Source organism: Mycobacterium sp. 852002-51152_SCH6134967 (genome assembly GCF_001667105.1).
Lineage (GTDB): Bacteria > Actinomycetota > Actinomycetes > Mycobacteriales > Mycobacteriaceae > Mycobacterium > Mycobacterium neumannii_A.
The window spans coordinates 85,146-99,363 of record NZ_LZIK01000064.1; the positions used below are offsets into that span (position 1 = coordinate 85,146).

Below are 14,218 nucleotides of genomic sequence, written 5' to 3' on the forward strand. Positions count from 1 at the left end.
TCAAGCTTCTAACGAGAGTTTGAGTTGTTCGACGTACATACGTATCGCTTCGTCGGATGTCATCTCGTCGTGCCCGCAATCGACCGAGTGCACAGTGAGGTCGCCGGAAACGTATGGCCGCCAATCTTGCGGGTTGTTCACAATCTCGCCCCGGGTTGCGGAGAACACGACCATGTCGCCATCGAACACGTCAGGTACATGCTCGCGTAGATACGAGAGATTGGTGTTGTGGTTATAGACCGCGAACTCGAAGATCGGTTTGGGCGGCAGGACGAATTCCACCACTTGCCCCTGCTGGCGAATCAGCTCTTCGGCCCGCCGGTATGTCAGCCGCTCGGACTCCTCGGAGACATCGATACCGCTCGACCGTAAGAAGAGGTTCAGCAGACGATCCTCGGCGGGATTCTCGTCTTCAACAGTTTCTCCAGGTCCATCGGCGCTGAGCACGGGGTCCAGCATGATGAGGTTGTTGACAGTGCCTCCTCGTCGGCGAAGCTCCACGGCGATTTCGTGCGCAACCGGACCTCCGAAAGACCATCCGAGGAGGTTGTAGGGACCTTCGGGATGGATAGCTTGGATCCGGTCGGCGTAGTTCTTCGCCATGTCTCGGATCGATCGAGGTGTTACCTCACCATCCTGTGGGATCTGGTTGATACCGATGATCGGACACTCGAGATACTCGCGCAGACCGCGGTACGCATAACTCTGCCCGTTACCTTCGTGAATGCAACACAGCGGGACGCCCGTTCCCTCCTTGAATATTTCGACGGGAACCAGTTCCACCCCGCTGTCGGCGCTTTCGAGTTGCTCGCTCAGGCTCCTGACGGAAGGGGCATGGAACAACGTGCGAACGGCGAGATGGGTGTCGAGCGCTCTGTTGATGGCGGCGACCACCCGCATGGCCGACAGCGAATCGCCGCCGAGTTCGAAGAAGGAGTCGTCGACGCTGACGCGGTCTAGGCCCAGGACTTGGGCGTAGATGCCGGCCAGGATTTCTTCGATGGCGTTGGCCGGGGCGCGGTAGTGATCGATGTCGGTGTATTCCGGTGCCGGCAGGGCCCGGGTATCGAGTTTGCCGTTGACCGTCAACGGCAACGCCGCCAACACCACCACCGCGGTCGGCACCATGTAGGTCGGCAACCGCTCAGCCAGTCGGGCGCGCGCATCGGCGGGATCAGCGCTGCCGGTGATGTAACCCACCAACCGTTTATCGCCGGGACGATCCTCACGAGCGATCACCACCGCCTGATCAACCCCATCAAGACCCTGCAACGCCGCCTGAACCTCACCAAGCTCAATGCGATACCCGCGGATCTTGACCTGCTCATCAGCACGACCCACATACACCAACTGGCCATCAGCACCCCACCGCACCAAATCCCCAGTGCGATACATCCGCTGCCCACCAGCGTGCGCCCCGCCAAACGGACACGCCACAAACCGCGACGCGCTCAACCCCGCCCGGCCCACATACCCATAGGCCAACCCCGCACCAGCGACATACAACTCACCAACCACCCCCACCGGCACCGGCCGCAACCACCCATCGAGCACCACAAACCCCAAATGAGCCAACGGCACCCCGATCGGACTGCCCGTGCCCTCAACATCGGCGGCCACGATCTCACGCAACGACGCATGCACCGTGGTCTCGGTGATGCCATACATATTCAACAACCGCGGCAACCCCGGATGATGACCCAACCACGGCCGAAGACGATGCGGCTCAAGAGCCTCCCCACCAAACACCACCGTCTCCAACTTGAGCTGATCCCCCAACTCCGGAGCCAACCCATCAGCAGCCTGCAACGCATAAAACGCCGACGGAGTCTGACTAAGCACACTGACCTGCTCAGCAACCAACAACGCATGCAACTCTTCAGGCGAACGCACCACCGCATCGGGCACCACCACCAACCGGCCCCCACCCAACAGCGCCCCAAAGATCTCCCACACCGAAAAATCAAACGCCAACGAATGACACTGCGACCACACCCCCGCACCCGGCACGTCAGCATCCAACGTCTCCAACAACCGAGTCACATTGCGATGGGCAACCGCAACCCCCTTCGGAGTCCCCGTCGTGCCCGAGGTGTAAATCAAATACGCCACATCATCAGGACCCGGACCCGCCAACGCCGAACACGGCTGCCCCGCCAACCCAGCATCCTCAACATCAATGACCACCACCGCATGGCCATCCAACCGCGACCGCAAACCCTGCGTACTGATCACCGCCACCGGAGCCGCATCAGCAAGCACAAAACCAATCCGCGCATCCGGATGCCCCGGATCCAACGGCACATACGCCGCCCCCGCCTTAAGCACCCCCAACATCGCCACCACCGCCTGCGCCGACCGCGGCAACAACAACCCCACCCGCGCACCAACACCCACACCCCGGCCAACCAACAAATGCGCCAACCGATTCGAAGCCTCATCCAGCTCCCGATACGTCAACGACCGCACCCCGTAACTGATCGCCACCGCATCCGCAGCACGAGCCACCTGCTCAGCAAACAACCCCGGAATCGACAACCCCGCCGACACACCCTGACCCAACACCACCCGATTGCCCACCTCAGCCAACCGAGCATGCTCACCACCATCAAGCACATCCACCGACGACAACCGCCCACCCGAATCAGCCGTCATCGCCACCAACACCCGCTCCAACCGACCAATCAACCCACCCACACTGCCCGCATCAAACACATCGGTTCGGTACTCCACCGCTCCCGAAATCCCCGCGGGCTCACCGTCTTTCGTCCACTGTTCGGCCAACGAGAAGGTAAGGTCCATGCGTGCGGTCTGGGTGTCGGCGGGCAGCGGCGACACCTGTACATCACCGAATGGCAGTTCGGCAGATGAATCGGTGACATGCCGTGCGAAGTTCTGCCAGGCGAGCATCACCTGTACCAACGGGTGGTGAGTCAACGATCGTGCCGGGTTGAGTCGCTCGACCAGAACCTCGAACGGCACATCTTGATGTTCATACGCCGCCAGGCTGCGTTGCCTCACCTGCCCCAACAACTCGGCAACCGTCGGGTCACCGGCGACATCGACCCGCAGTATCAGCGTGTTGACGAAGAATCCGACGAGACCATCGAGCGCGGGATCGCGCCGCCCGGCGATCGGAAAGCCGACCACCACATCATTGCTGGCGCTCAGCTTCGACAGCAGTACCGCCAGGGCGGCCTGCACGACCATGAAACTGGTCGCATTGTGCGCCCGGGCCACTTCACGCACCTTCTGCTGCAACTCGACCGGCCAGTGCAAAGTGACCCACGCTCCCCGGTAGTCCGCTACCGGCGGATACGGGCGATCGGTCGGCAGGTGCAATCGCTCGGGCATTCCGGCCAGCGCCTGTTCCCAGTAGGCAACCTGCGCGGCGATACGGCTTTCTGGGTCGTCGACATCGCCCAATTGCTCTCGCTGCCACAGCGTGTAGTCGACATACTGCACCGGCAGCGGCTCCCATTGCGGGGCCTGTCCGACGCATCGCGCAGCGTACGCAACCGCCAGATCACCGACGAGCGGTTCGATCGATACGCCGTCGGCGGCGATATGGTGCACGGCGGCCGCCAGAACGAACTCTTCGTCGGCCAGGCGGAAAAGCTTTGCCCGCAACGGAATCTCGGTCGCCAAGTCGAACGGGCGACGCACCTCGGTGCTGACGGCCTCAGCGAGGCGGGCCTCGGGCCATCCCGCGGCATCGACCACTTCCCAACTGAGGTCGACGTCGTCGACCGGCACGATGAGTTGCTGCGGCGTTCCCTCGGGTGCGACGAACAGTGTGCGCAGGCTCTCGTGGCGGCTAACCACATCGGCCAGGGCCTGACCCAAGGCCCGCAGGTCGAGCCGGCCACGAATGCCGAAGGCCACCGCGATGTTGTAGATCGCGGACGGACCCTGCAACTGGTCGATGAACCACAACCGCTGTTGGGCGAACGACAACGGCACGGCTGCGGGCCGCTCCATCGGCTGCAGCGGCTCCAGCCCGCCACCGTCCACACCGACCCGGGACGCCAATTGGGCGACGGTCGGCTCCTCGAAGAAGGTGGGAACCGCGAGACCCGCCGCCAGAGACTTGTTGGCCATCGCGATGACTCGCATTGCCAAGATACTGTCCCCACCCAGCTCGAAGAACGAGTCGTCGACGCCGACGCGTTCCACGCCGAGCACCTGGGCGAAGATGCCGGCCAAGATCTCTTCGGTCGGAGAGTCGGGCGCGCGATACCGATCGACATCGGCGTACTCCGGCGCCGGCAGGGCGCGCCTGTCGAGTTTGCCGTTGGCCGTCAACGGCAGAGCATCCATCAACACCACCGACGAGGGAACCATGTAGCCCGGCAGGCGTTCCCCCAACGCGTCGCGGAGTTCCGACGGATCCGCGGTTCCGGTCACGTACCCCACCAACCGCTTGTCGCCAGGCTGGTCCTCGCGCGCGATCACCGCCGCCTGTTCGATCCCGGGATAACTGGCCAACGCCGCCTGTACCTCACCGAGTTCGATTCGGTAACCGCGGATCTTGACCTGCTCGTCAGCGCGGCCCAGGTGCTCCAGCTGGCCGTCAGCGCCCCAACGCACCAGATCGCCGGTGCGATACATACGTTCCCCGACCCCGCCGAACGGGCACGCTACGAACCGCGAGGCGGTCAGGCCCGCCCGTCGCACATAACCGCACCCGAGACGGCCGGCGACATACAACTCGCCGACTATGCCCGCCGGCACCGGGCGTAACCACTGATCCAGAACAAAGAACGCGGCGCCGGGGACCGGAGTACCGATCGGCACCACATCCGACCCCTCGACCAGCGGGTCGCTGATCGCTGCGAACATCGACGTCTCCGTCGGGCCGCAGACATTGATCATCACCCGTCCGGGCGCCCACCGATCGGCCAGCTCGGTTGGGCACGGCTCGCCGCCCATGATCAGCAACTGCACCGACTCCAACCCGTGGGGCGGCAAAACTGCCAGAGCAGAAGGAGTTTGGCTGACCACGTTGACGTGTTCAGAGATCAACAGCGCATGGAAATCCTCGGCCGAACGAACCACCTCGTCGGGCACCACGACCAGCCGTGCCCCGTGCAGCAACGCCCCGAAAATCTCCTGGACCGAGACGTCGAAGCCCAGGGAGTGCCACTGCGACCAAACGCCGGTCACCGGCAGATGATCAGGCAATGCCCCCAACATCTGAGTGACCGCGTGATGTGCAACCGCAACTCCCTTGGGCACACCGGTCGTACCCGACGTGTAGATGATGTAGGCCAAATCGTCGTGCGATGGACCGGGCAGGGCCTCGGTCGGCTGATCCGCGATGCGTGGGTCGTCGATGTCGATGACCGGCAATGCCCCGCCCAGCCGCTCGGCCAACCCCGCCGTGCTGACCGCTACCACTGGCGCAGCATCGGAGAGCATGAACCCGATACGCGCATCAGGATGCATCGGATCTATCGCCAGATATGCCGCACCAGCCTTGAGCACGGCCAGGATCACCACGACCGCCCGCGCCGACCGCGGCAACAGCAGGGCCACGCCCTCGCCCGGACCCACACCTTGGGCAGCCAGCAGGTGAGCCAACCGGTTAGCCGCCTCATCCAGCTCGCGATATGTCCAGGCTTGCTGGGCGTCGTTCAGCGCCACCGCCTCCGGAGCGCGGGCGACCTGCGCGGCGAACATCGCCGGAATCGACATCGGCGAATCTGCAGACTCACTCAACACCGTCCGGTGACCGAGCTCATCCAGCCGGGCGTGCTCGGTGGCGTCGAGGCAATCCACCGACGACAGACGCCGCTTCGGGTCGACTGCCATGGCTGCCAATACCCGTTCGAACCGCCCTACCAACGCCTCGACACTGGTCGCGTCGAACACATCGGTGTCATATTCGACGCGAAGACCCAACTCGCGACCGGGGCGCGCCGCGACCGTCAACCGGTAATGGTTGTACTCGTAGGCCCTGATTTCGGGGATCGTCATTTCGTGATCGCCCGACAGCGCCTCGGTGTCAATCGGATAGTTCTCGTAGAGGAAAAGGGTGTCGAACAACTGATCGTGCCCTGCGGCACGGTGAATTTCATTCAACGGTAGGTGCTGATGCTCGACGGTTCGATTGTGCGCGCTCTGCATCTGGTCGAGAATGTCGGCCGTCGTGGTGGCCGCTGTGATTGTCGCGCGCACCGGCACGGTGTTTATCAACATGCCGACCATCAGTTCCGCGCCGGGCACCTCAGCCGGCCGGCCCGACACCGCCATCCCGAATGCGACGTCACTCTGACCGGTCAACTGACACAACACTTGAGCAAATGCGCTCTGCAACACGACGTTCACGGTGGTGTGGTGTGCACGCGCCAGGTCGCCCAGCACCCGCGTGGTCTGTTCCGAAATCAGGTGCGAAGCCACACCTCGCCGCCCCAGGCCCGCACCGCCGGGCGGACCGACGAGTGTCGGCGTCTCGAACCCGGCGAACAACGAGGCCCACGACATCTGCGCGGCAGCCCGATCCTGAGCGGCCAGCCAGCTGACGAAGCTGCGGTAAGAGGCTGGTTCTGGGAGGCGCTGACCGTAGTAAGTGGCAATGATCTCCTGCAGTAGAACAGGACGCGACCAGCCGTCCATCACAATGTGGTGATTGGTCAGCACGAAGCGGTGTCGATCCGGCGCGATCCGGATCAACGCCGCGCGGAACGCCGGCGGATTAGCGAAATCGCAAACGGCGGAACGCTCGTCGGCGCACACCTTCTGAACCTCATCCTCGGCATCTACGGCTTCTACGTTCGGCTCGACGTACCGCCAAGGCGCTGTTGGTTCGGCCGGGATCACCTGCACCGGCTCGTCGAATTGTGCACAGAAGCGGGCCGCCAAATGTGGATGCCGGCCGACAACCGTCTGCACCGCGTCACGTAACCGGTCCGGATCCAGAGGCCCGGCCACGGTCACATCGAGTTGCACCGCGTACACATCTTCGCTACTGCCCGCGGCACTGCTTGTGTAGAACAACAAACCCTGCTGAAGGGGGGTCAACGGCAGCACGTCGGCGACGTTGTCTTTTCGGCACAACTCGTCCAGCTGTTGTTGAGTCAATCGGGTCGGCGCCAGATCCGACGGCGTCAAACCGCCGCCGCCGGCGCGAACATGTGCGCAGATACCTTTCAGAGCCTCGAACCACATCCGGCTGAGCTTGCGTACCTGTGACCGATCGACTGCCGACCGCGCCCACCTCCAGTTGGCATGCAGCTGCGGACCGGTGTCGGTGTCGGCGGTACCGGCGTTGAGCTCGACGGTGTGCGACAGCTGCACAGGGATGGCGGCGGCTGCGCCGGCAAGCGACAAGCCCTCAGGACTGATCCGCCACAAGTCCTCGGAAAGCTCGGCGCCAGCCGCGCCCAGCCGCCCGAGATAGTTGAACCCGATCGCTGGATCCTGTTCCGGCAGTTCGACTTCGGAATTCAGATAGCGCAAAAGTCCGTAGGTCATAGGTTCGGGCAACGCCCGCAGTTGCTCTTTGGCTTCCTTGATCACCGCCCCCAGCGCAGGCTCACCCGTGACCACCTGAGCCCAGTTCAGCCCACCGACGGCCAACGAAACCGGGTATTTGGTGGTGAACCAGCCCACCGTGCGTGTCAGGTCGACGTCGACGGCCAGTTCCTCGTGACGACCATGGCCCTCGACGTCAATGGCGACGGGAGCGTTGCCGGTGCTCAAGAACTCCGCGCACGCCAATCCGAACGCGATCAGCAGAATGTCTTGTACGCCGGCATGGAACGCCGCCGGGACCTCACCCGTCAGCATCCGGGTCGTATGGCTGTCGAGCTCAACCGATAGGAATCCGGCCGTGTTGAACGTGTCCTCAGCCGGCTGCACTTCCGGCAGTGCAGGCCTGGTCGCCGCAATACGTCGCCACGCATCTGCGTGCTGCACGACCTCGCTGGAGTACGCGTATTCGGCCAGCAGCGATGACCACCTGGCGAACGACGTTCCGGGCGCCGGCAACAGCACGGGTTGCCCGCTGTGATGCTGGGCCCAAGCGATGTTCAGATCCTCCAACAGGATTCGCCAGGAGACGCCGTCAACGGCGAGATGGTGGATGATCATCACCAGCTGGCTCGTGGAGGTCACCCACAGCGCGCTGAGCATCACGCCGGACGCCGGGTTCAGCCGCGACCGCGCCGCCACCAGCGCATCATCGGAGAGCATATCCACTGTGAGAAGGCACTCACCGACGTCGATCGTCAACGCCTCGGGCACCTCGAGTGACCAATCGCCGGCGTCGTCATCACGAACGTGCAGGCGCAACATGGCATGCCGATCCAGCAATGCCTGCAACACCGCCACCACGCCGGCCTCGGTCACCTCGCTAGGAGCTTGCAGCACCATCGTCTGGTTGAACTGCTCGACCGGGCCTTCCATGCCATGCAGCCAATGCATGATCGGAGTTGGCACAACGGGCCCGGTGCCTGGATCCTCTGGCCCCTCGTCACCGTCGGACAGCCTCGCAACCCGGGCAAGCTTGGCCACGGTCTGTTCCACGAAGACATCCGGCGGCCGACACAGCACACCAGCTGCCCTGGCACGGGCCACCACTTGCATCGACAGGATGCTGTCGCCGCCGAGCTCGAAGAACGAGTCGTCGACCCCGACTCGCTCCAACCCCAACACTTGTGCGTAGATCGTGGCGAGGATCTCCTCGGTCGGGGTTGCGGGCGCACGGTAACGATCGGCGGCCTGATACTCCGGCGCGGGAAGAGCCCGCTTGTCGAGTTTGCCGTTCGGGGTGAGCGGCAACGCGTCGATCAGCACGATCGCAGAGGGAACCATGTAGGCCGGTAACCGCTCGGACAGCGCCGCGCGGGCCGTGGCCGGGTCCGCGGTTCCGGTGAAGTAGCCGACCAGGCGCTTGTCGCCTGTGCGATCTTCGCGAGCGATCACCACCGCCTGATCCACGCCTTCGCAGGCGGCCAACGCGGCCTGTACCTCGCCCAGTTCGATGCGGAACCCGCGAATTTTGACCTGCTCATCGGCGCGGCCGAGATATTGCAGCTGCCCACCAGGACCCCAGCGCACCAGGTCGCCGGTGCGATACATCCGCCCTCCAGGAGACCCGAACGGACAGGCGATGAATCGTGTTGCCGTCAACCCGGCCCTTAGCCAATACCCAATTGCCACACCGCCACCGGCGATGTACAACTCGCCGACCACACCGGGCGACACCCGGCGTAATCCTGCATCGAGCACGAACAGCGCCGTCCCCACCACCGGAGACCCGATCGGCACGGCATCCTCGCCGGCCTGCAACGGCGCACTCATCGCCGCATACACCGTGGCCTCTGTCGGCCCGTAGGCGTCGATCATCTTCCGTCCAGGTGCCCACCGATCCACCAACTCGATCGGACAAGCCTCACCGGCCACCATCAACACCGTGGACTCGAGGCCTTCCGCCGACAACATCCCGGCCGCGGATGGGGTATGACATAAGACGCTGACCTGCTCAGCAAGCAGCAGAGTGTGGAGGTCGTCGGGCGAGCCCGCCACATCTTCCGGCACCACAACCAACCGTCCACCGGTCAACAGGGCTCCGAATACCTCCCACACAGAAACGTCGAACGACAACGAATGCCACTGCGACCACACCCGCCGGTTCTCCGGCGGCAGCGCGACATCCACCGATGCCATTAGTCGGGTCACGTTGCGATGGGCGACTGCAACGCCTTTCGGCACGCCAGTAGTGCCCGATGTGTAGATGAGGTAGGCGATGTCATCGGCCGCAGGTCCCGGGAGGGCGGTGTTGGGCTGTAATGTCACGGCGGCGTCTTCGACGTGGATGACCAGCAGATCGCCGCTGTCGAGCCGGTCTGCTGCACCAGTACTCGTGACGGCAGCGACCGGCGCGGCATCGGCAATCATGAAGGAGATCCGTGCCTCCGGCAGCACCGGGTCGATCGGCACATATGCCGCCCCGGTCTTGAGTACCGCCAATATTGCGATGATCGCCTCCGCGGAGCGCGAAAACAGCAGCGCTACACGTTGTCCCGGGCATGCCCCGACTTCGGCCAGACGATGCGCCAGCCGGTTGGTGGCCTCATCGAGCTCCCGGTACGACCACTTCCGCTGGCCGTCGCTGAGCGCAACCGCCTCAGGCGTGCGAATCACCTGCTGGGCGAACATCATCGGAATCGAAACGGCTGTGGTCAGCGGCGCCGTCAGCGCAGACCGGTTACCCCACTCATCGAGTTGATCATGCTCGTCGTCGTCGACGAGATCGATGGCCAGTAACCGCCTCGTGGTATCGGCGGTCATGACTGCTGACCCGAATCGGCGGTCATCGCCATCAAAACCCGCTTGAAGCGCTTGACGAGCGCGGCGATGCGGGCGGTATCGAACATGTCGGTGTCGAATTCAATCCGCAGCTCAAGTTCGCGGCCGGGAGCGGCTTGCACCGAAAGTGGGTAGTGGTTGTATTCGCGCGGAGTGATCTCGGTGATGGCCAACTCGTTGACTCCTGACGATTCGACGTTGTCGATCGGGTAGTTCTCGTAGATGAAGAGGGTGTCGAACAATTGGTCATGTCCAGTGACACGGTGGATTTCGCTCAACCCGACGTACTGGTGATCCAATGTGTCGTTATACGTGTCACGAAGCTGATCGAGGAGCTCCGCGACAGTGGTTGCCGGGGTTATGTATGCCCGAACCGGAACCGTGTTGATCAACAGGCCCACAATCGATTCCGCATCAGCCACCTCCGCCGGTCGTCCCGCGACGGCGGTTCCGAAGGCGACGTCGTATTGACCGGTCAACCACACGAGCAGCTGGACCCACACGGCCTGCAGAACGATGTTGACGGTGGTGTGGCGGGAGCGGGCCAGTTCTCCGAGTGCACGCGTCGTCTCCTCAGAAACCCGGAACGATTCGACGCCTCGCCGTCCCATGCCCGCCCGTTCCGGCGGACCCACCAGAGTGGGGTTTTCGAATCCCGCGAATGCCTTGCGCCAAACATCCTGTGCGGCAACGCGGTCCCGAGCGGCCAGCCACTCGACAATGCTCCGGTATGAAGCGGGTGCGGACAACCGCTGCCCGTAGTAACTCGCGATGATCTCCCGCAGCAGTATCGAGGTGGACCAGCCGTCCAGCAGGATGTGGTGATTGGTCAGCAGGAACCGATGCTCATCCTTCGCGGTCCGGATCAGCGCCGCGCGGAATGCCGTCTGGCCTGCGAGGTCACACACGGCCGCGCGCTCGGAGGCGGCCGTTTCCTGAATCTGCGCACCAACGTCCAGGTCACCGACGGTCAGGTCGACGTATCGCCACGGCACCGCGGGGTCTGCTGGGATGATCTGGACCGGCTCGTCGAACCAATCACAGAATTGTGCCGCCAGGTTCGGGTGCCGATGGATAACCGTGCGCACGGCATCGCGCAGTCGGTCGGCATCCAGAGCGCCGGTGATCGTGATATCGAGTTGGACCGCGTACACATCGTCGCCGTGACCCTGTGCGGTGCTGGTATGGAACAGCAGTCCCTGCTGTAGCGGCGTCAGCGGCAGCACGTCAGCGACGCGGTGCTCGTGCTGCAGTTCATCCAGCTGCTTCTGAGTGAGCCGCGCAGGCCTGATATCCGAAGGGGTCAGGCCGCCGCCGCCGGATCGGACGTGCGCGCAGATGCCCACCAAAGCTTCGAACCACAACCGGCTCAACGTGTCCACTTGTTCGTGCGCGAATGCCGACTGCGCCCACCGCCAGTTGGCGTGGAGCTTCGGGCCCGCTTCGGAGTCTGCGGTGACGGCGTTGAGCTCCAGGGTGTGCGCAAGCGGCAAGGGCAGTGCCGCAGCGGCACCGGTCCGTGCCAGCCCTTCCTCGCTGACCCGCCACAGATCACCTGACAGGTCGGCGGCCGCCGCGCCCAGCCGGCCCAGATAGTTGAACCCGATCATCGGGTCCGACCCGCTTACGTCGACATCGGAATTGAGATACCGCAGCAGGCCGTAGGTCAGACCATCCGGCAATCCGCGCAGCTGTTCCTTGGCGTCTTTGATCACCGCTCCCAGCGCGGCCTCGCCGGCCGCGACCTGACCCCAATCGAGCCCGCCGACCGTCAAGGACACCGGATAGAGGGTGGTGAACCAGCCGACCGTGCGCGACAGATCCACATCGCCTGCCAGTTCCTCGTGACGTCCGTGACCCTCGACATCGATACCGATCGGCATACGGCCGGAGTCGAGGAACTCCGCACATGCGATGGCGAAGGCGATCAAGAGAATGTCGTTGACTCCGGTGTGGAATGCCGCCGGCACCTCACTCAGGAGGAGGTGGGTGGTTTCGGCGTCCAGCGACACAGACAAGTGGCCGGCCGTGGCGAAGGTATCCACCGCGGGTTGCACCGGTGGCAACAGCGCCGGCGTCGCGGCCACCTGCTGCCACACCTCGGCTTGCAGCACCACGTCTGGATGGTGGGCGCGTTCGGCCAGCAGCGCCGCCCATCGAGCGAACGACGTCACCGGCGCTGGCGGCGCCACTGGCTGTCCGCTGTGATGCTGAGCCCAGGCGATATTCAAGTCTTCCAACAGAATTCGCCACGACACCCCGTCGACGGCCAGGTGGTGGACGATCAACGCAAGTTCGCCCGTCGTGGTCACCCACAGCGCGCTGACCATCACGCCGGCGGCCGGGTTCAACCGCGACCGTGCCGCCAGCACCGAATCGTCGGACAACACGTCGACCGACCGCAGGCAGTCGCGCGCGTCTATCGCCCCGGCTTCAGGCACTGTGAGCGACCAGCCGTGGTTGTCGTCGTCCTCGACGCGCAGCCGGAGCATCGCGTGCCGATCGAGCAAGGCCTGCAACACGATTACCACGTCAGCCTCAGCAACCCCGGGGGGAGCCTTCACCACCATGGTCTGGTTGAACTGTTCGATCGGGCCTTCCATGTCGTGCAGCCAACGCATGATCGGCGTCTCGATCACGGAACCGATACCCTCGTCGACCGGCTCACCCGCACCGTCGGCCACCCTGGCCACCCTTGCCAACCGAGCGACCGTCTTCTCGACGAAGACGTCCCGTGGGCGGCACACCACACCGGCCGCGCGTGCCCGGGCGACCACTTGCATCGACAAGATGCTGTCGCCGCCGAGTTCGAAGAAGGAGTCGTCGACGCTGACGCGGTCTAGGCCCAGGACTTGGGCGTAGATGCCGGCCAGGATTTCTTCGATGGCGTTGGCCGGGGCGCGGTAGTGATCGATGTCGGTGTATTCCGGTGCCGGCAGGGCCCGGGTATCGAGTTTGCCGTTGACCGTCAACGGCAACGCCGCCAACACCACCACCGCGGTCGGCACCATGTAGGTCGGCAACCGCTCAGCCAGTCGGGCGCGCGCATCGGCGGGATCAGCGCTGCCGGTGATGTAACCCACCAACCGTTTATCGCCGGGACGATCCTCACGAGCGATCACCACCGCCTGATCAACCCCATCAAGACCCTGCAACGCCGCCTGAACCTCACCAAGCTCAATGCGATACCCGCGGATCTTGACCTGCTCATCAGCACGACCCACATACACCAACTGGCCATCAGCACCCCACCGCACCAAATCCCCAGTGCGATACATCCGCTGCCCACCAGCGTGCGCCCCGCCAAACGGACACGCCACAAACCGCGACGCGCTCAACCCCGCCCGGCCCACATACCCATAGGCCAACCCCGCACCAGCGACATACAACTCACCAACCACCCCCACCGGCACCGGCCGCAACCACCCATCGAGCACCACAAACCCCAAATGAGCCAACGGCACCCCGATCGGACTGCCCGTGCCCTCAACATCGGCGGCCACGATCTCACGCAACGACGCATGCACCGTGGTCTCGGTGATGCCATACATATTCAACAACCGCGGCAACCCCGGATGATGACCCAACCACGGCCGAAGACGATGCGGCTCAAGAGCCTCCCCACCAAACACCACCGTCTCCAACTTGAGCTGATCCCCCAACTCCGGAGCCAACCCATCAGCAGCCTGCAACGCATAAAACGCCGACGGAGTCTGACTGAGCACACTGACCTGCTCAGCAACCAACAACGCATGCAACTCTTCAGGCGAACGCACCACCGCATCGGGCACCACCACCAACCGGCCCCCACCCAACAGCGCCCCAAAGATCTCCCACACCGAAAAATCAAACGCCAACGAATGACACTGCGACCACACCCCCGCACCCGGCACGTCAGCATCCA

Annotated in this window: 2 protein-coding genes (1 of these 2 running past the window's edge); both read right to left on the reverse strand. The window is 63.9% G+C overall.

Translation table 11 applies throughout. From position 1 onward, the window contains the following. The gene (locus tag A5790_RS20585; protein WP_066848542.1) at positions 1 to 10,296 is read right to left on the reverse strand and encodes a non-ribosomal peptide synthetase; all 10,296 of its coding nucleotides are present in this window, start codon (positions 10,294 to 10,296) and stop codon (positions 1 to 3) included. After that, positions 10,293 to 14,218 carry the final stretch of a non-ribosomal peptide synthetase gene (locus A5790_RS20590; RefSeq protein WP_066848544.1) on the reverse strand. The gene runs 23,344 nt beyond the window's last position, so the window shows 3,926 of its 27,270 coding nt (coding positions 23,345-27,270); its start codon lies beyond the right edge, outside the window; its stop codon occupies positions 10,293 to 10,295. Before A5790_RS20590 ends, A5790_RS20585 begins: the two co-directional genes overlap by 4 nt.